General features: G+C 52.8%; 19 protein-coding genes. 11 read left to right on the forward strand and 8 right to left on the reverse strand.

Annotation, left to right across the window (positions count from 1 at the left end):
• Positions 1 to 2: 2 nt before the first annotated feature.
• Entirely contained in the window at positions 3 to 1,661 is a 1,659-nt protein-coding gene (locus JXQ85_RS14095; protein WP_421749577.1) for an ABC transporter permease, read from the reverse strand.
• 82 nt (positions 1,662 to 1,743) lie between these two features.
• On the opposite strand from JXQ85_RS14095, the gene JXQ85_RS14100 reads away from it, so the two are divergent.
• On the forward strand, positions 1,744 to 2,619 hold the full coding sequence (locus tag JXQ85_RS14100; protein WP_421749578.1) for a hypothetical protein: 876 nt from the start codon (positions 1,744 to 1,746) through the stop codon (positions 2,617 to 2,619).
• 106 nt (positions 2,620 to 2,725) lie between these two features.
• On the opposite strand, the gene JXQ85_RS14105 is transcribed toward JXQ85_RS14100, so the two are convergent.
• On the reverse strand, positions 2,726 to 2,986 hold the full coding sequence (locus JXQ85_RS14105; protein ID WP_421749579.1) for a DUF2312 domain-containing protein: 261 nt from the start codon (positions 2,984 to 2,986) through the stop codon (positions 2,726 to 2,728).
• A gap of 132 nt (positions 2,987 to 3,118) precedes the next feature.
• On the opposite strand from JXQ85_RS14105, the gene JXQ85_RS14110 reads away from it, so the two are divergent.
• Positions 3,119 to 3,334, forward strand: coding sequence for a hypothetical protein (locus tag JXQ85_RS14110; protein WP_421749580.1), 216 nt, complete (start codon positions 3,119 to 3,121; stop codon positions 3,332 to 3,334).
• Here JXQ85_RS14110 and JXQ85_RS14115 read toward each other — a convergent pair.
• Both JXQ85_RS14115 and JXQ85_RS14120 read right to left on the reverse strand, forming a co-directional pair.
• On the reverse strand, positions 3,327 to 4,844 hold the full coding sequence (locus JXQ85_RS14115) for an enoyl-CoA hydratase-related protein (RefSeq protein WP_421749581.1): 1,518 nt from the start codon (positions 4,842 to 4,844) through the stop codon (positions 3,327 to 3,329). The two genes, JXQ85_RS14110 and JXQ85_RS14115, sit on opposite strands and share 8 nt — an antisense overlap.
• Positions 4,845 to 4,932: 88 nt before the next feature.
• Positions 4,933 to 5,148 carry a hypothetical protein gene (locus tag JXQ85_RS14120; protein WP_421749582.1) on the reverse strand — a complete coding sequence of 72 codons (216 nt, stop codon included), beginning with the start codon at positions 5,146 to 5,148 and terminating at the stop codon, positions 4,933 to 4,935.
• A 339-nt stretch (positions 5,149 to 5,487) separates the two neighbouring features.
• Between JXQ85_RS14120 and JXQ85_RS14125 the strand changes: the two genes are divergently transcribed.
• Genes JXQ85_RS14125 through JXQ85_RS14140 form a run of 4 tightly spaced genes read left to right on the forward strand, consistent with a single transcriptional unit; the run spans position 5,488 to position 7,660 of the window.
• Positions 5,488 to 6,351: an MBL fold metallo-hydrolase gene (locus JXQ85_RS14125; RefSeq protein ID WP_421749842.1), complete on the forward strand. Its 864-nt coding sequence runs from the start codon at positions 5,488 to 5,490 to the stop codon at positions 6,349 to 6,351.
• Between the two features lie 12 nt (positions 6,352 to 6,363).
• Positions 6,364 to 6,789: a YeeE/YedE family protein gene (locus JXQ85_RS14130; RefSeq protein ID WP_421749583.1), complete on the forward strand. Its 426-nt coding sequence runs from the start codon at positions 6,364 to 6,366 to the stop codon at positions 6,787 to 6,789.
• Position 6,790: 1 nt separating this feature from the next.
• Positions 6,791 to 7,225, forward strand: coding sequence for a DUF6691 family protein (locus JXQ85_RS14135; RefSeq protein WP_421749584.1), 435 nt, complete (start codon positions 6,791 to 6,793; stop codon positions 7,223 to 7,225).
• Between the two features lie 9 nt (positions 7,226 to 7,234).
• Positions 7,235 to 7,660 carry a TIGR01244 family sulfur transferase gene (locus JXQ85_RS14140; RefSeq protein WP_421749585.1) on the forward strand — a complete coding sequence of 142 codons (426 nt, stop codon included), beginning with the start codon at positions 7,235 to 7,237 and terminating at the stop codon, positions 7,658 to 7,660.
• A 12-nt stretch (positions 7,661 to 7,672) separates the two neighbouring features.
• Here JXQ85_RS14140 and JXQ85_RS14145 read toward each other — a convergent pair whose 3' ends face one another.
• From JXQ85_RS14145 to JXQ85_RS14160, 4 genes are all read right to left on the reverse strand, one after another.
• Positions 7,673 to 10,351 (reverse strand): ATP-binding protein, encoded by a 2,679-nt coding sequence (locus tag JXQ85_RS14145; protein ID WP_421749586.1) that lies wholly within the window; start codon positions 10,349 to 10,351, stop codon positions 7,673 to 7,675.
• Complete coding sequence (locus tag JXQ85_RS14150) at positions 10,338 to 10,625, reverse strand: hypothetical protein (protein WP_421749587.1); 288 nt, start codon at positions 10,623 to 10,625, stop codon at positions 10,338 to 10,340. Before JXQ85_RS14150 ends, JXQ85_RS14145 begins: the two co-directional genes overlap by 14 nt.
• A complete protein-coding gene (locus tag JXQ85_RS14155) occupies positions 10,625 to 10,990 on the reverse strand; it encodes a response regulator transcription factor (protein WP_421749589.1) in 366 nt (121 codons plus the stop codon). Before JXQ85_RS14155 ends, JXQ85_RS14150 begins: the two co-directional genes overlap by 1 nt.
• A 65-nt stretch (positions 10,991 to 11,055) precedes the next feature.
• Positions 11,056 to 12,354, reverse strand: coding sequence for a short-chain fatty acyl-CoA regulator family protein (locus JXQ85_RS14160; protein WP_421749590.1), 1,299 nt, complete (start codon positions 12,352 to 12,354; stop codon positions 11,056 to 11,058).
• A gap of 216 nt (positions 12,355 to 12,570) precedes the next feature.
• On the opposite strand from JXQ85_RS14160, the gene JXQ85_RS14165 reads away from it, so the two are divergent.
• The 5 genes from JXQ85_RS14165 to JXQ85_RS14185 all read left to right on the forward strand — a co-directional run bounded on the left by JXQ85_RS14165 (position 12,571) and on the right by JXQ85_RS14185 (position 17,844).
• On the forward strand, positions 12,571 to 13,926 hold the full coding sequence (locus JXQ85_RS14165; protein WP_421749591.1) for a substrate-binding protein: 1,356 nt from the start codon (positions 12,571 to 12,573) through the stop codon (positions 13,924 to 13,926).
• Positions 13,927 to 14,065: 139 nt separating this feature from the next.
• Positions 14,066 to 15,097 carry a branched-chain amino acid ABC transporter permease gene (locus tag JXQ85_RS14170; RefSeq protein ID WP_421749592.1) on the forward strand — a complete coding sequence of 344 codons (1,032 nt, stop codon included), beginning with the start codon at positions 14,066 to 14,068 and terminating at the stop codon, positions 15,095 to 15,097.
• Positions 15,098 to 15,100: 3 nt separating this feature from the next.
• Positions 15,101 to 16,306, forward strand: a complete 1,206-nt coding sequence (locus JXQ85_RS14175; RefSeq protein WP_421749593.1) for a branched-chain amino acid ABC transporter permease — start codon at positions 15,101 to 15,103, stop codon at positions 16,304 to 16,306.
• A 12-nt stretch (positions 16,307 to 16,318) separates the two neighbouring features.
• Positions 16,319 to 17,074 carry an ABC transporter ATP-binding protein gene (locus JXQ85_RS14180; RefSeq protein WP_421749594.1) on the forward strand — a complete coding sequence of 252 codons (756 nt, stop codon included), beginning with the start codon at positions 16,319 to 16,321 and terminating at the stop codon, positions 17,072 to 17,074.
• Positions 17,075 to 17,088: 14 nt separating this feature from the next.
• The gene (locus JXQ85_RS14185) at positions 17,089 to 17,844 is read left to right on the forward strand and encodes an ABC transporter ATP-binding protein (RefSeq protein ID WP_421749595.1); all 756 of its coding nucleotides are present in this window, start codon (positions 17,089 to 17,091) and stop codon (positions 17,842 to 17,844) included.
• Positions 17,845 to 17,894 lie beyond the last annotated feature (50 nt).

Raw genomic sequence — 17,894 nt, forward strand, 5'->3', positions numbered from 1 at the left:
CCTCAGCGGTTGGCGCGTGCGAGTAAAAGCACCGCCAACAACCCAACCATCACAATCAAAAGCGCGCCCGGGCTGGCATCTCCAAGATTTTCCAAGCTGGCCTGGTCGTGCACACGCGTGGCAAGCGTCTCGTAGTTGAATGGGCGCAACAACATGGTTGCAGGAAGTTCTTTCACGCAATCCACAAACACCAGCAGCAATGCAGAGCCAATCGAGCCCTTGATCAAAGGGAAATAGATCTCACGCAGGGTTTGTGCCCTTGTGCGCCCCAAAGAGCGTGCAGCCATTTCCAAGCTCGGGGATACACGCCCCATAGCAGCGTCTGCGGCCCCCTGCCCGATGGCAAAGAATCGCACGCAATAAGCCAGAACCAACGCAAAGGCCGAACCCGTCAACAGAAGTCCCGCGCGTTCGCCGGTGATGCTTTCAATAAGGTCCGCCAATCGGTGATCTAAGAAGGCTAATGGGATCAGGATACCTACACCAAGAACTGCGCCCGGTGCGGCATAGCCAATCGTCGTCACTGGCAACAACAGGCGAGGAAGCGCACGCCCAGAGAGGCGAACCCCGTAAACCAGAAAGACCCCGGCCAGAACCGTCACCACAGCCGCAATACCGCCAACCGTCAACGTATTCCCCAGCGCGCGGATCAGCCCCGCGTCCGTCCAGCTTTCTGGGTTATTTAAAGCGTGGCTCAATAACACTGAAACAGGCAAAACAAATCCTATCGCGAAGGGCAAAATGCAGGCAAAACTAGCTGCAATTGCTGCGCCACCTTTCAGCCGCACACGATCCACCGGCCGGTGGCGGTTGGACAGGTTAAAGAATTTGATCTTGCGGCGGCTGACCTTTTCCAAGGTCACCAAGAAAATCACCAGCACGAGGATCACCGATGCAATCTGCGCAGCCCCGCCAACGTTGTGACTTTCCAGCCAGACATTAAAGATGCCCGTGGTAAGCGTTTGAACGGCGAAATAATCCACGGTGCCAAAATCATTCACGGTTTCCATCATGACAATTGCAGCGCCTGCCGCGATGGCGGGACGCGCCAATGGCATACCAACACGCCAAAAGCGACCCAAAGCCCCGGCGCCCAGCGAACGCGAAACTTCATCGACCGCCCCCGGTTGCTCGCGAAACGCAGCGCGCGCCAAGATATAAACGTAAGGAAACAGAGATGCCGCCAAGACGACAATCGCGGCACCCATCGATCTGATCTCTGGGAACCAATAATCGCGCGAGGTCTCCCAGCCAAAAATTTCACGTAATCCGGTCTGCACAGGGCCTGCGTACTCTAGAAAATCTACCAAAGCGTAAGCGCCCACATAGGCTGGGATCGCCAAAGGCAACAACAGCAGCCATTCTAACCAACGCGACAACGGAAAGTCGTACCGCGCAATAAGCCAAGCCGCCCCTGTCCCGACACAAGCTGCAAGCGCACCGACCGAAATCATCAAGATCACAGTTGTTTGGAAATACCTTGGCAAGGTTGTTGCCATAAGATGTGGCCAAATGTTTTCGGTTGGAAACAAGGCCAGAACCGCAACCGACAAAATTGGGATCAGCACTAGGCTGGCAATCATCACCGCCCCCAAAGACCAAGGATCAACGCTTGGTCTGCGTTTTTTAGTAGGTATTGCGGTGGCCGTCATCTTATTCATATGCAGGTGTTGCCTTAAACTGGTTTCGCTGTCCAGAAACGAAGCTATATTGTGAAGCAAAGTCGCAGAAAGAAGACGAAATATGCAGGTTGCCTTACATTTCGGAGCTCCGTTCACCGATGAAAACCGTATTCAGCTATGTCTGGGCAAAAATCGAGACCGCCTTTCTGAATCCGGCACAGTCATCCCGCGCCCGTCCAGTTACCGTAAGAATCTGCGATCCATATTAAAGCGCTTTAAAGATGGCACCGGTGATGATGCGCTGCGGGCAGAGTTTCTGCAGACGGTTGCCGGAACTTTGACGCCCAATCGGTTGATCTTTTCGACAGATGCCTTTTTGGGCGTGCCTCGAATGAGCGTGCGCGAAGATCAATTTTATCCTGGGCACACATTCCGATTGGACAGCTTCTTGCAACTGTTTGACGGAGCTGAAGTCGAACTCTTTTTTGCGATCTGCAATCCGGTCACCTATCTGCACAGCCTCATGCGGGCCTACCCTGGCGAAGACGTCGCATCATTAATCGAATATAGCGATCCGATGTTACTGCGGTGGTCCGACTTTATCGCAGGGCTACGAGAGACCTATCCTCAACTGCCAATTACGGTTTGGTGCAACGAAGATTGCCCGCTGATCTGGTCAGAAATTCTGCAATCCATCGCTGGGGTTGAACCAGATTTCGAACTGATCGGCGCCTACAGTTTTCTAGAAGAACTTATGGATCCTGACGGCTTCAAAAGGTTTCAGGAATACCTCAAGCAACGCCCGAATATCACGGCTGACCAGAAATCTCGTGTGGCTTCGGCGTTTTTGGAAAAATTTGCGCGCGAAGATTTGTTGGAAGAGGACATCGACTATCCCGGTTGGACCGAGGCAGACGTCGAAACCCTTACAAATCTATACGATGCAGATTTGGTGACAATTCAGAACATTCCAAATATCACGGTCCTGCAGCCCTAGATTTCGGTCGTCGCGAAGGTCATGCACCAGAAGCATTCACTGGGGCTGAAAATAGAAAACCCCGGCAAAACCGGGGTATCTGATTGGTCAAAATGAGCTTGATTAATCAGCTCATGCCCAAGGCTTCTTTGTACATTTCCAAAACTGCCTCTTCTTCGGCAATATCATTTTCATCACGTTTGCGCAGAGCAATGATCTTACGCATCACCTTGACGTCATAACCGCGCCCTTTGGCTTCGGCCATCACCTCTTTCTGGTGCTCCATGATGTCTTTCTTTTCCTGCTCCAGACGTTCGAAACGTTCGATGAATTGGCGCAGTTCATCGGCAGTCACGCGGTAGCTTGCCTCAGTGGTATTTTCGGACATGTTCACTCCTGTCTTCTTCAGGGGCGCACCCTAGTCTGGGTCAGTCAAGGCCGCAAGAGAGCAATCCCGTGGGACTTGCGAATAGATGCTCATTCGGGTACGCGAGGCCACCAATGTGGAAAGGACGTCACGATGGAATGGCTGGTTTGGGTTGGCACTGGGATTTCACTGATCGGCTTGTTTGGTCTGATCATGTCCATCTTGCGCGTTGCACGGCTGAAAAAACAGAAGCTTGAAGATGATGAATTGCGCGCGGCAGTTCAAAAAGTCATGCCTTTGAACCTTGGCTCATTGTTCCTGTCCGTGATTGGCTTGATGGTGGTGATAGTCGGAATTTCGTTTAGCTAACGGCTTCAAATTCTCGATTTAACGCACTGAAATTCAAACCATTTTTAATCATATCCAGCAGCATTTCCTGCGGGTCTGGCAGGCCTTTTTCAGGCACTAGCTGATATCGTAAATGCAAAATCCCTTGCTCCTGAGCCGCATGCATCGGCCCACCTGTGCTGATGGCAAACCCCAGCTCATCAATCGCCAACAAGTCAATCGCGCCAGGATGGCTGACGAGAGAAGTCTCCAACATCGCGCAGCCCGCATTCATCAGCGCTGCGAGGGCAATCTCGGTGATCTCTGCGGGGCTTCGCTTTTTAGGGCGCCCTTCCATCAGCCCCTCGCTCATTAACACCGCCTCAGGATTCACCGCCCCCCTGTAGCCTTCATCATAAAGGTAGTAGCCCGCTTCGCTTTCCTGCCCAATCTCATCACTGCTGCAAAGTGCAGAAAGCAAGTTCAAATCGCGCCGCAAATCTGAAGGTAGGGATGCATTTATTTGTTTGAGACGATCCAGGCCAATTTGATCGGCTAGTTCGAACGGCCCTTTAGCCATCCCAAATTCAAATAGCGCGCGGTCGATAACTTCAATGGGGGTGCCGCTGTGACAAAGCTGCTCTGCAGTATTGAGCAACGCAATCAATAAAGCACCCGAGGCTGTGTCATTGGCTTCATCACTGTTCGAAGAACCTACTGAATGGGTCATATCTCGTTGCTGTGAAATATGCCGCAGCGCTCTAGAAACCGGGCGCATTTCAGCGGTGACGAACATGTCGCGTTCAAAAGCAAGCCCGGCCGAAAACGGCAGCAATAGCGCTGATTCAAGCGCATTGACGATATCAGCCTTGACCGGATCATCCTCATCCAAATGGTCGCGCGCGTTCAACAACCCAGTCTGATAAGCCGCAGGATCAGCCATGCCTTCGCTGCGTTCAGCCATGGAAAAGCCAGATAGATTTTGCCCTGACATGGCCTGTGCAAAGCGCAATGCACCAGCTTTGAAATCGCCTTGGATCTCCGCATCGATCACTGCATCTAAACGTGAAGCTTTGACCGGTTTCTTTGCGTGAAGTAGCGAAAGCGCGGCATCAGCCCCCATCAAACGCGGCAAAATCTGCGATGCACCGGCACATGGAGGCAATCCAAGTGCCACCTCGGTTATGCCCACTTCAACATCAGGTGCCGCAAGACGAAAGGCGGCAAGCAAAGCCAATTCAAATCCAACACCCGAGGCATTTCCGTTTAACCCAATGACAATCGGTTTCGCCGCATTGGCAAAAGTATCCACCAGTTGGAAAAGCTCAGCTTGGTAGATCTCGCTCGAAATCTCTGTCAGCGGATATCCTGTAAGAAAGGTCGCACCTTGGCCCAAGATCAAAATGAGGTCGACATCTGCATCTGCTAAAGCCGCATCGACTGCTTGGTTAAGCTGAAAACACAAAGGGCGCGACAGCTGAGTGTCACGCCCGTTTATCAGTTCTATCAGGCAAACGGATCCACAGATCTCCTGATTTACCAAATTAGTCACCGCGAACCCCACCATAATCTTATAAGACTATGAATACCTTACAACGAAGGTGGGGCTCTGTGGCAAGCACAACCGATGATATTGGCGATTATACCGGAACGTTATCAAAAGCCGCTTCGACAGCCTCGTCTACAAGGTCCAAATCCAAACGTCGCAATTGGCTAGGCACCTTCCCGCCTTGCAATTTAATCAACTCAAGCGTGCGGTGAAGCTGGTCATGTAACTGGAACCGCTCTGCCCCGCTAGCCTCTGAAATTGTTGTTGCAATACCTTGAGCGCGATCAATTAGGTCTTTAACGTCCATTGGTCCTCCCATCATTCTATCTTCTACCTAGGCGTGAATCTTCGCAATTATCTTTAACAATAAGTGCGTCACTTTCACGAAACCTCATTCGTGACCAGCGCAATTCCCAAATTTCCCAGCGATACAGAAACTACAGCGCGATTCTGAGACTTTTCACAAGGCACGCCGTAGGTTTTTCACTCCTTCTTTCGATAATATGCCTAATATCGAGAAAGAAATGATCATTCTTTGATCTCTATCAAAACTGAAACCTTGAACATATTCAATTATCAATATATGTATCACATCGAAAAGGAGCAGCATATGGCATCCCAAGTGGCAGCCCCCGAGGCAACACCGTTGGCCCCTGAAGTCACGGCATTTTTTGATTCCGAAACCAATACCGTTTCCTATGTGGTGAAAGATCCGCATGGGCAGAGCTGCGCGATCGTTGATAGCGTTCTAGATTTTGATTTCGCTTCAGGTCATACCGACACCAAGTCGGCAGATGACGTGATTGCCTATGTCAAAGACAAAGGGCTGAAAGTTGAATGGCTTCTGGAAACTCATGTCCACGCCGATCACCTTTCCGCAGCGCCCTACATTCAAGATCAACTAGGCGGCAAGATCGGCATCGGAGATCGCATCATAGATGTGCAGAACACCTTTGGGAAAATCTTTAACGAAGGCACAGAGTTTCAACGTGACGGCAGTCAGTTTGACCAGCTGTTTGTCGACCGCGACATATTCATGATTGGCCAAATGCGCGCTGAGGTTATGCATACGCCAGGACATACACCTGCCTGTCTGACCTATGTGATCGGGGATGCGGCCTTTGTCGGTGATACCCTATTTATGCCTGACTTTGGAACGGCGCGCTGTGACTTTCCCGGCGGCTCCTCCGAGGCGCTCTATAATTCCATCCAGAAGATCCTAACCTTGCCTGATGAGACACGCATCTTTGTGGGTCACGATTATAAAGCGCCAGGACGGGATAAGTTTGCGTGGGAAACCTCTGTCGCTGAAGAAAAATCCGCGAATGTGCACATTGGTCACGGCGCAACAAAAGACGATTTTGTGGAAATGCGCGATACGCGCGACGCCACCCTTTCAAAACCGAAACTGATCATCCCATCGCTGCAGGTCAATATGCGCGCAGGTAACATGCCCGAACCAGACAAAGACGGAGACGTCTATCTCAAGGTTCCGATCAACAAACTTTAAGGACAGAACGATATGGAAATGGACTGGATCATGGGCCTTATCGGAGGGCTGATCATTGGACTTGGGGCTGCTGCTTATCTGTTGATCAATGGCCGCGTCATGGGGGCATCCGGAATCGTCGGCGGGCTGGTTGACGGCTCTGGTCGCGCAACGATGCGAGAACGCATTTTTTTCTTAGCAGGTGTTTTTGGTGTACCTGCCCTCATCACCCTGTTTTCAGGTAAAATCGAAACCCATGCGACAACCAACATACTTGTGTTGGTGAGTGCGGGCCTATTGGTCGGCATCGGAACACGACTCGCGAACGGATGCACCTCTGGGCATGGGGTCTGTGGGATTTCTCGATTTAATCTACGAGGCATCGTCGCCACGGTTTTCTACATTATGGCCGGTGGCTTAACCGTTGTTATCTTCCGGCATCTTCTGGGGGTGATTTGATATGAAACGCGATCTATTTGCCTTGCTGGCTGGTGGCCTTTTTGGCGCAGGCCTTCTGATTTCGGGCATGACCGAAACAGACAAAGTTCAGGGCTGGCTTGATGTGTTTGGTCAGTGGGATCCGACTTTGGCCTTCGTGATGGGCGGGGCAATCATCCCCATGTTTTTTGCTTGGCGCATGACCGAAGGCCGCGCGCCTGCACTTGGCGGCACCTTCCCATCCAAACCCAACCCAAAACTCGGGCGCAACCTGATCATCGGCTCAACTCTCTTTGGTATGGGTTGGGGACTTGCAGGCCTATGCCCTGGACCGTCAATTGCCTCACTCAGCTACGGGGGCTGGCCGCATTGGGTCTTTTTCGTAGCATTGATCGCTGGCATGACATTTTCGCCGCGCATAAGAGAGAAACTGGACAGTATGGTTCCGGCAGAGTAAGCAAGCGCCATGGATATTCGCGAAATCACGCCACGCTATTCGGTATCTCCACAGATTTCTGTGGAAGATATCCCAGCCATCGTCGCCGCCGGTTACACCTGCTTGATCTGCAACCGCCCGGACTTGGAAATTCCACCATCGCACCATGCACATGTGATCGAGATTGCTGCAAAGGACGCAGGTTTGTCCTTTGTGGTTAATCCTTTGACTCATGAAACCATGACGGCAGACCGAATGGCAGTTCAGCGCGAGGCTTTGGAGACCGCAGAAGGTAAGACATTGGCTTACTGCGCTTCTGGAACCCGCTCAACGGTGGCATGGATGTTCGCCCATGCGAACAGCATTAGCCCTGATGAATTGCTGAATGCGGCTACTGCTGGTGGTTACCACCTTGAAGCACTACGCCCACAGCTCGAATATTTGTCAAACGTATAAGTATAATCGAATTTACTGCGCCGCGGCTTGAATACGCTGCGGCACAGTCACGCGAAACGCAGCACCTCCCTGCCCCGGCAGATAACTGATATTGCCACCCAACCGATGCATGATCTCGCGGCAGATCGCCAGGCCAAGGCCCGCCCCACCTGCTTTTTGCGGGTTCATACGCGCAAACTTATCAAAAACCATATCCTGTGATTCAAGTGGAATGCCTGATCCATTATCAATGAAGTCGACATGCACAGCATCGATATCAACCTGCAGCGTAATCTTAAGTTCTGGCTGTCGCGCATCGCAGTATTTCTGCGCGTTGCGAATGACGTTGATAAAGACCTGCCCAAGTCGATCAAGATCTGTTTCTAATACAATGTGATCCGCATCCGAAATTGACACATCCAGCTTCGTGTCCGCCCCGCTGAGCGCGGTTTTGATCGCGTGATCTAAAACCGAAGACAGGCTAGCCTGTTGCTGGTTCAAAGATACCTGACCGTTTTCCAGAACATTCAAATCCAGCAAGTCATCCAATAAGCGTGTCAGACGCACAGCTTCGTCGTGAATGATGCCGCTATAGCGCCGTTGCTCATCACCACTAAGTTTCTCACTGTCTCTTAGAATTTCCGAAAATGCCCTGATGGATGTCATCGGCGTGCGCAGCTCGTGGCTAACTTGGCTTAGAAAGGCGTCTTTTTGTTCAGATACCAAAAGCAATTTATCGTTCGCGCGGCGCAACTGCCGGGCGGTGCGCTCAAGTTCAACGGATTTAACTTCGAGTTGGTTGGAATACTCCATAATCTGAGCGGTTTCATTCGCCACCGCCATCAGATCACGCACTGACACCGAGGCCCCACCGACAATCTGTCCAACCATCGCATGGGCTGTGGCGGCGCCAACAGAACCAGCAAGCTCTCGTTCGAGCACCTGTAAAAACTCTGCATTTGGTTCAGGCAACACCCCAGTCAGACCCTGTCCGGCCGCTTCACGCGCAAAAAGATGTTGGGCTTCTTTTGCACCCAAAATGCGTTGCGCCATGATCATCAGATCTTCGGATTTTGCGACACCACCAGTCCAGCTTGGTGTGCGCGATGAATGTTCAAAGACATTCACAAACTGCGCTCCCTGAAGCCGTTCGATGGGTGACGGGAACCCCAACATCGAAACAAGGAAAAAAGACAATGCATTCAACGAAATTGACCAGAAAACGGCATGGATCAACGGGTCAAGCCCGGTGATGCCAAAGAGCGCTTGGGGTTGCAGCCACGACAGGCCAAACAAGCCGTTGTCTATTACCGATCCCGGCAAGAGCACGTCAGCACCAAAGCTGGGCAACAGCAAGCAATACGCCCACAGCACAAAGCCGACGGTCAATCCTGCCAATGCTCCGATACGGGTAGCTCCGCGCCAAAAGACACCCCCGATCAAGACCGGAAGAAACTGCGCTACACCGGTGAAGGAAATCAGACCAATCGATGCCAGTGCGGTGCCGCCCCCTGACAGGCGATAATAAAGATATCCCAGAAACAGAACCACACCGATAGACACGCGCCGCGACAGCAAAACGATGCCACGAACATCGCCAGAAATCGTCGCCCCGGTCACGCCACTCGCCGACAGCCAAATCGGCATGACAATGTGGTTGGAAACCATAGTTGAAAGCGCGATCGCTGCCACAATCACCATCGAGGTCGCAGAGCTGAAACCGCCAAGAAAGGACAACATCGCCAGCCCGTCGTTTCCTGTTGCCAAAGGAATGGTCAACACAAACATATCGGGATTTGATCCTTCGGGCAGTAAGTCCAACCCGACCACAGCAATCGGCACAACGAAGAGGCTCATGACCATCAAATAGGCTGGAAAAGCCCAGCTCGCAGTGCGCAGATGATCTTCGTTTTCGTTTTCCACCACCATGACTTGAAACATGCGCGGAAGGCAAAGAACAGCAGCACCGGATAGGAAGATCAAGCCAGCCCAGCGCCCGCCCTGAATTTCCCAATTCGCAATTTTAGAGTTGTCGATGCGTGCCAAAATATCGCTCGGCCCATCAGCAATCCACCAGACGACAAAAACCCCAACGGCCAAAAGGGCGAACAGTTTCACAACCGCCTCCACCGCGATGGCCATGACCACCCCATAGTGACGTTCATTTGAATCCAGATTTCGGGTGCCAAAAAGAATTGTGAACACTGCAAGTCCTGCCGCCACCCAAAGTGCTGTGGCCGAAAGGCTACCTTGCGCCCCTGAGGCGCCAGAGAAGACTGCGAAACTTGTGGTAACAGACTGAAGTTGCAGCGCAATATAGGGGGTCGTGCCAATGACTGCGAGAATGGTCACCCCAACGGCCAGCATGTTGGATTTACCGTAGCGCGACGAGATCATATCCGCGATCGAAGTGATCCGTTGGCTTCGTCCAATCCGCACCAATTTACGCAGGAACCACCACCAGCCCATCAGGACGAGCGACGGACCGATGTAGATCGTCAGATATTCCAACCCTGAGCGTGCAGCGTAGCCAACGGCCCCATAAAAGGTCCAGGCGGTACAATAGACCGAAAGCGACAGTGTATAGACCAGAGGCAGCTGCAGCCATCCTCCCTTACCTCGGCGGGTTGCACGTTCAGCAGCAAAGGCGACACCAAACAAGAAAGCGACGTAAATCAGGCAGACGGCAATCAAGACATTAAGATTGCCCATTTTGCCCTCGCTCAGCATGATCTTTCCCGGTCTCGGTCACGTTCAACAAAGACCGTGCAGACAGGAATTTGGCAATCACCAGAACAAACCAAATCGCAAAAATGTAGATGATGGCCGACGAGCTTAAAACTTGGTCCTCGCCTTCAGTCCGCCACAACAATGGCACCAGCCAAAGGACGAGCCCAATCACTGGTAGAATTTTGATCAAATCGATCAGACGGCGGCGGCGGTAGTTTTGCCGCTCCAGAAAAACCGATGATCGCGGGATCGCCACTAGGCGACCAGCTCATTCACAGCGTTTAAAACATCCGCATTTGAAAACGGCTTAGTCATAAACATGCTTGCTCCGGCCTGTTCAGCCATTTCGCGATCTTTGACTTGCCCTCGCGCCGTCAACATAAGCACCGGTAAAACCTTGGTTTCGATATTGGCACGAATATCTATCAAAATTTCGTACCCGCTGCGGCCCGGCAACATAACATCCAAGATCACGACATCCGGTTCACGCCTTTTTATAGCGTCCACCGCATCATGCCCATTCGAGTGCGTCGCGACATCCCAACCATCCCTAGCCAAGATAAAGCTGATCGCTTCAATAATATTCGGTTCATCTTCGATCAGAAGAACTCGCTTGCCCATGCCTCTCTCCCCATTGCAAAAGCGCGCGTTCATACATTCTTATCCACGCATATAAAAAAACCAAGCTAAATTCCTTCAGCAAGTACCGATGGTGTATGACGACCTCTGCAGTTTTCGCGCGGACAGATCCGACACGTCGTGCCAATTTCCAAAGGATTTTCCTGTTTCACATCCGCCGGGACCACCAACATATGAGCGTGATACAATGGCGGATGATCAAAACTCGGAGCCGTCACGGGCTCGGAAATTGCAAAGCACTCAAACTGCTCATGATCTCGCCCCGGGACCTCAACAACCCTACGTAAGGGCTGCATGGGCCGCGCAAGAGCCTCAAACAAAGGCCATTTCGCGCAAGCTGCACTGAATTTCGGAGCGCCAAAGCCGCGCACTTCTTTGCGAAACAACAATGTTCCGGCCGCATCACACACCACCAAGCCAAGGGGCTTACCAATGTCATCAGCTGGCATCACTGCTAGGCGGCGCAGAATGGTCGCTGTTGAAGCCTCAAATACTTTAGCCAGTGCGGCTGGGTTCAGGCCGTTCACTTGCAAGGCTTGCTTCAAAGGGTCCAACGGCACACGCTTTGCGTCGTGAGCATATTGACGCAGGAGCCGCGCAGCCTGCTTTTGCGCCGACGCACTTTTAAGCTGTTCTGCCTCGCGCACCACCAGGTCTGGCGAGGCTCCAGCGCCTTCCAGTTCAGGAAAATGAAACCTGCGATCTTCAAAAAACTGCTCGACCTCTTGTTGTGGTGAGGCCTTTTGATCCGTTGGATCTTCCCCTCCGTCTAGAAACTGAACAAGAGACTGGGCACTTTCTGACAGGCGCAGGCTGTCTTCGTTGATGTTGCGCACAAAGCGCGCGCGCCACTCAGGCTCGATATCATGATCTTCATGCAGAATTCCCGCTGTCGAATGAATCGCCGAAACCATGGAAAGCACCTCATGCATCGAGGTGGCCAAATAGGGATCATGCGACATGCGATCTGACAGAGTTTCGACAGTATGCTGCAGCTTCTGCACGCTTTCATAACTTTGCGCGATGACTTTTGCCCAGCCTGGAAAGCGCCCGGCAAATTCGTCAATACGGTCAACTTCAGGGTCTGCATCCGGTCGATCCGCCGCTGCGTTACGCAAAACAGCAACCAGATTCGCCTCAGCCCCTTCGCTCAGCAAGGACATATCAACCGCCAGTTCTTGGGCGATATCCATCAACAATTTGCCACCAATCTTGCGCTTATTGTGCTCGATCAGATTCAAATAGCTGGGCGAGATCCCAACAGCTTTCGCCAGATCCGCCTGCTTTTGCCTCGCTAAAACGCGGCGTTCGCGGATTCGGGAGCCAACCAATGTGTCTTGCGCCATGGCATTTCCTCACGTTTTCAAGAGCTTTCTGCGCGGCAGAATAATAACTTTACAAACCCACCTTATCATCAGAAAGATTTTTTACAAAATTTTCCTTACTGTTCAGGCAGTTATTGATAACTTTTCTGATTTCCCGCGAAAATGCAATGGCATGTAAATGCACGCACTGAACGGAAGAGGAGCCGGTCAGTGCACCATTCCAAAGGGAGGAAAATAATGTCTAAAACGACTGTTTCTCGTCGCGGCGTCCTGAAATCAGGTGCAGTTGCTGGTGCGGGTCTTGCCGTTCCAACAATCTTTACCGCAAGTTCAGTATCTGCGTTTGCAAACGAGCCAACTGGGTCTTCGGTCACTCTTGGCTTCAACGTTCCACAAACCGGTCCTTACGCGGATGAGGGCGCAGACGAGCTGCGCGCTTATGAGCTGGCGGTAGAGCACCTCAATGGTGGTGGCGACGGCGGCATGATGAACACATTCAGCTCCAAGGCGCTGAACGGCTCAGGTATTCTGGGCAAAAAGGTAGAGTTCGTCACCGGCGATACGCAAACCAAACCAGACGCGGCGCGCGCTTCTGCACGTTCCATGATCGAAAAAGATGGCGCGGTGATGATCACTGGCGGCTCATCCTCAGGTGTTGCGGTTGCTGTGCAAGCGCTTTGCCAAGAGGCTGGCATCATCTTTATGGCGGGCCTAACGCACTCTAATGACACCACTGGTAAAGACAAAAAAGCCAATGGTTTCCGCCACTTCTTCAACTCTTACATGTCTGGTGCCGCGCTTGCGCCGATCTTGGCCAAGAACTACGGCAAGGATCGTAAGGCCTATCACCTGACAGCGGACTACAACTGGGGTTACACCACAGAAGAAGCGGTACGCACATCCACAGAAGCCATGGGCTGGGAAACTGTTGCAGCGGTGAAAACACCTCTGGCACAGACTGACTTCTCATCCTACGTGGCGCCAGTTCTGAACTCCGGTGCAGACGTTCTGGTTCTGAACCACTACGGCGGCAACATGGTGAACTCGCTGACTTCTGCGGTTCAGTTTGGTCTGCGAGCAGCAGAGGCGAATGGTAAGAACTTTGAAATCATCGTTCCGCTCTATTCTCGTCTGATGGCACGTGGTGCTGGTAAAAACGTTGCTGGCATCTTCGGATCCACCAACTGGCACTGGTCCCTGGAAAACGTGGCGGGCTCTCGCTACGCGGGCACAAACGCCTTCGTTCAGTCCTTTGGCCAAAAGTACGGCTTCCCGCCATCACAGGCGGCGCACACTGTTTACTGTCAGACGCTGCTTTATGCAGACGCGGTACAGCGTGCGGGCTCCTTCAACCCATGTGCGGTTGCAGAAGCACTCGAAGGTTACGAGTTCGACGGTCTGGGCAATGGTCCAACCCTCTACCGTGCCGAAGATCACCAGTGCTTCAAAGACGTGCTGGTCGTGAAAGGTAAAGAAAACCCAGACAACGAGTTCGACTTGCTCGAAATCGTTGACGTCACACCGGCGGCGCAAGTGTCTTATGACGCGTCGATCTTTGGTGGCGAGCTGGGTTCCTGCAACCCGGGCGCATAACCTCCCTCGGCGCTCGGTTCCCGACAGACCCGGCGCCGTTTCACACACACGGTTAAGCGACGGAGCGGGCACCTCCAGTCTTCGCCATTCATTTGGCAAGGCTGGAGGTGCCCAACACACCAAATCCACGGTGGGGATCATGGACGCAATTATTCTTCAAATCCTAAACGGGCTCGACAAGGGCTCGGCCTATGCGCTGATTGCGCTCGGGCTTACTCTCATTTTCGGCACCCTTGGTGTCGTGAACTTCGCCCATGGCGCGCTGTTCATGCTGGGGGCCTTCTGCACGGTCACGCTCAGCCGAATCCTGACCCTCAGCCATGAGGTTGTTGACCCAACCCGCAAAGACTTTTTGGGCAATCCACTGAAAGTCGATGTGCCTTACATCTATGATATCTTTGGGGAAAGCACTGGAGCCACCATAATCGACTGGGCGGTGCCGCTGTCCATTCTCTTTGCCATTCCAGTGATGATCGGCATCGGCGTTCTGATGGAGCGCGGCCTGATCAAGCACTTCTACAAGCGTCCACATGCGGATCAGATCCTTGTGACCTTTGGTCTGGCGATCGTTCTTCAGGAAATCATCAAATATTACTTTGGCGCCAACCAAATCCCTGCCCCTGCCCCTGCGGCCTTTGTCGGTTCATTGGATTTCGGCGCGATCTTTGGCATGGAGCCCGGCGCGATCATCTACCCTTATTGGCGGATCGTTTATTTCTGCTTTGCGATGATCCTGATCGGTGCGGTCTTTGCCTTTCTGCAATTCACCACCTTTGGTATGGTTGTCCGCGCTGGTATGGCGGACCGCGAAACCGTGGGGCTTCTGGGCATCAACATCGACCGCCGCTTTACCATCATGTTTGGTATCGCCGCCGCTGTCGCTGGCCTTGCGGGCGTGATGTACACCCCGATCAACTCACCCAACTACCACATGGGCATGGACTTCCTCGTGATCTCCTTCGTTGTGGTGGTTGTCGGCGGCATGGGCTCTTTGCCTGGCGCGGTGCTGGCTGGCTTTGTTCTGGGAATTCTCGAAAGCTTTGCGTCCATGCGCCAAGTCATCGAGCTGCTGCCCGGAGTGAACCAAGTTGTCATCTACCTCGCAGCCATTGTCATTCTACTAACGCGTCCACGGGGCCTCTTGGGTCGCCGCGGTGTGATGGAGGACTAACTCATGTTTGGTCTCAATAAAAAAGACACATCCCTTCTCCTGATCGTTGCAGCACTTGTGATGTTTGCCCCGATCCTTCTGAACCCATTCCCAGAAGGATCTGGTTTGGCACAGTTCAATGCGGGGTACCCGGACTTGATGCAGCGCTTCGTGATCTTTGGTATCTTTGCAATCGGTTTCAACATCCTCTTCGGTCTCACTGGCTATCTGTCTTTCGGCCACGCGGCCTTCTTGGGCGCTGGGTCTTATGCGGGCATGTGGATGATGAAACTGCTGTCGATCAATGTGATCCCAGCGATCATCTTCTCAGTTATTATTGCTGGTGTTATCTCACTAGCGATTGGCTGGATCTCACTACGCCGCTCGGGCATTTATTTCTCAATCCTGACATTGGCCTTCGCCCAAATGGCCTTTGCACTGGCGGCATCGGTTCTGACGCCAATCACTGGCGGGGAAACCGGCCTGCAAACAAATCTAAATGACCCGCGTATCCTGCCAGAGTTTCTGGGTGGCGGTTCGTCGGTAGATGGCAACATCCCGAAGCCGTCTTTGTTCGGCATCGAGGTGAGTTCAAGCTTTGAGCTCCCAATCGCGGGCTGGCTCTGGACCTTCAACTGGGGTTACTACATCTGCGGAATCATGATGCTAGTGGCCTTCTACGTTGCGATCCGTATCTTCCGCAGCCCATTTGGTCTGATGTTGAAAGCTGTGAAATCGAACCAACAGCGCATGAATTACACCGGTCTCAACACCCGCCCCTACATGCTGGCCTGCTTTGTGATCTCTGGCATGTATGCCGGTCTAGCGGGCGGCCTGATGGCAGCAATGGACCCACAGGTTGGCGCTGAGCGCATGCAATGGACAGCCTCTGGCGAGGTGGTTCTGATGACCATCCTTGGCGGTGTTGGCACTCTGATCGGCCCGGTTCTGGGCGCAGGTTTGATTAAATACTTTGAGAACATCTTCTCAAAGATCAACGACAACCTGCTGCATCAGTGGTTTGCCTTCCTGCCTGATGGGATGGAAAACCTGATGGTGACCATCATCCATCCGTTCATCGGCAAAGGCTGGCACTTGACACTGGGCCTGATGTTCATGGCGATCGTAATCTTCCTTCCGGGAGGATTGGTCGAGGGCGGACAACGCATTCGCAAGATGCTCAAACGCCAGCCTGAGAAGACTGCTACCAAAAGAACCCCTGCGGAATAAGGAGAGAGACTGATGGGTATTCTAGAAGTCAAAGACGTAGGGAAACGCTTCGGTGGCCTTCAGGCGCTGGGTAATGTGAACCTCGACGTTAATGAAAACACCGTGCATGCCATCATCGGTCCAAACGGAGCTGGCAAATCCACCCTGCTGAACTGTTTGGTAGGCAAGCTGATCCCTGACACAGGGTCTGTCATGTTTGACGGGCAATCGGTCCTGGGCCGCACGCCTTACCAGATCAACCAGATGGGCATTTCGCGGGTTTTCCAAACGCCAGAGATCTTTGGTGATCTTAGCGTGTTGGAAAACATGATGATCCCGATCTTTGCCAAACGCGATGGCGCCTTTCGCCTGCATGGCATCGAAAACATGATGGATGAAAAAGACATCGTGGAAGGGGCCGAGAAGATGCTGGTCGACATGAATATGGCGGACAAACGCAATATGCATGCAGCCGCCATGTCTCGTGGTGACAAACGCCGGCTTGAAATTGGTATGTGTCTGGCGCAAGAGCCGCGCCTGTTGCTTTTGGATGAGCCCACCGCCGGTATGGCGCGGGCAGACACCAACAACACCATCGATCTTCTAAAAGAAATCAAAGAAGAGCGCGACATCACCATCGCCATCATCGAACACGACATGCATGTGGTTTTCTCACTGGCAGAACGCATCACCGTTCTGGCGCAGGGCACCCCACTTGTTGAAGACACCCCTGACAATATCAAAGGCCACCCCAAAGTGCGCGAAGCGTACCTAGGCGAAGCGGCATAAGGGAGGACATCAAAATGAATGCACCCGCAGATTTTTCCAAAGGCGTGAACCGCGCGCAAACCGCCCCCGCCTTCCTGTCCGTCTGGAATATGGAAAGCTATTACGGCGAAAGCTACATTGTTCAGAATATCAGCTTCAATGTACACGAAGGTGAAATTCTAGCGCTCTTGGGCCGGAACGGCGCTGGCAAAACATCAACCCTGCGCTCTATTGCCCGGATGGATGAGCCCCAAGTTACCCATGGTGAAATTTGGCTCGACCACCAACCACTGCACGATAGACAAAGCTATCAGGCCGCCATGGCAGGTATAGGATTGGTCCCTGAAGATCGCTCGATCATTCCGGGACTAACGGTAGAAGAAAACCTACAACTTGCGCAGATCGCGCCACCCATTGGTTGGTCGATCGAGCGCCTATATGACCTCTTTCCCCGGCTCGGGGAGCGCCGGAAACAGGAGGGGGTCACGCTCTCGGGCGGTGAGCAGCAGATGCTAGCCATCGCCCGAGCGCTTGCACGCGACATCAAGGTGCTGCTGCTGGACGAACCCTACGAAGGTCTTGCACCTGTGATCGTGGATGAAATTGAAAAAACGCTGCGCATCATCAAAGAGCAGGGCATCACAACAATCATCGTTGAACAGAACGCTATTCGGGCTTTGGAACTGGCCGATCGCGCTGTGATCTTGGACACCGGCGGCATCGTCTTTGACGGAACCGCGCAGGAAGTGCTTGAAAACGATGAACTCCGCGCAGAGTATCTGGCTATCTGATGCGGAGGAGCAAACCTGTGTCCGGCCCTCACTGGACGCAGGCGTTGCAG

The sequence above is a fragment of the Cognatishimia sp. genome, assembly GCF_049116455.1.
Taxonomy (GTDB): Bacteria; Pseudomonadota; Alphaproteobacteria; order Rhodobacterales; family Rhodobacteraceae; genus Cognatishimia.

Coding starts and splice junctions, on each gene's coding strand:
- JXQ85_RS14185 (WP_421749595.1), top strand. CDS start 17,089: ATGAATGCACCCGCAGATTTTTCCAAAGGCGTGAACCGCGCGCAAACC.
- JXQ85_RS14160 (WP_421749590.1), bottom strand. CDS start 12,354: ATGGCGCAAGACACATTGGTTGGCTCCCGAATCCGCGAACGCCGCGTT.
- JXQ85_RS14175 (WP_421749593.1), top strand. CDS start 15,101: ATGTTTGGTCTCAATAAAAAAGACACATCCCTTCTCCTGATCGTTGCA.
- JXQ85_RS14110 (WP_421749580.1), top strand. CDS start 3,119: ATGGAATGGCTGGTTTGGGTTGGCACTGGGATTTCACTGATCGGCTTG.
- JXQ85_RS14170 (WP_421749592.1), top strand. CDS start 14,066: ATGGACGCAATTATTCTTCAAATCCTAAACGGGCTCGACAAGGGCTCG.
- JXQ85_RS14120 (WP_421749582.1), bottom strand. CDS start 5,148: ATGGACGTTAAAGACCTAATTGATCGCGCTCAAGGTATTGCAACAACA.
- JXQ85_RS14135 (WP_421749584.1), top strand. CDS start 6,791: ATGAAACGCGATCTATTTGCCTTGCTGGCTGGTGGCCTTTTTGGCGCA.
- JXQ85_RS14130 (WP_421749583.1), top strand. CDS start 6,364: ATGGAAATGGACTGGATCATGGGCCTTATCGGAGGGCTGATCATTGGA.
- JXQ85_RS14105 (WP_421749579.1), bottom strand. CDS start 2,986: ATGTCCGAAAATACCACTGAGGCAAGCTACCGCGTGACTGCCGATGAA.
- JXQ85_RS14095 (WP_421749577.1), bottom strand. CDS start 1,661: ATGAATAAGATGACGGCCACCGCAATACCTACTAAAAAACGCAGACCA.
- JXQ85_RS14155 (WP_421749589.1), bottom strand. CDS start 10,990: ATGGGCAAGCGAGTTCTTCTGATCGAAGATGAACCGAATATTATTGAA.
- JXQ85_RS14180 (WP_421749594.1), top strand. CDS start 16,319: ATGGGTATTCTAGAAGTCAAAGACGTAGGGAAACGCTTCGGTGGCCTT.
- JXQ85_RS14140 (WP_421749585.1), top strand. CDS start 7,235: ATGGATATTCGCGAAATCACGCCACGCTATTCGGTATCTCCACAGATT.
- JXQ85_RS14165 (WP_421749591.1), top strand. CDS start 12,571: ATGTCTAAAACGACTGTTTCTCGTCGCGGCGTCCTGAAATCAGGTGCA.
- JXQ85_RS14145 (WP_421749586.1), bottom strand. CDS start 10,351: ATGGGCAATCTTAATGTCTTGATTGCCGTCTGCCTGATTTACGTCGCT.
- JXQ85_RS14100 (WP_421749578.1), top strand. CDS start 1,744: ATGCAGGTTGCCTTACATTTCGGAGCTCCGTTCACCGATGAAAACCGT.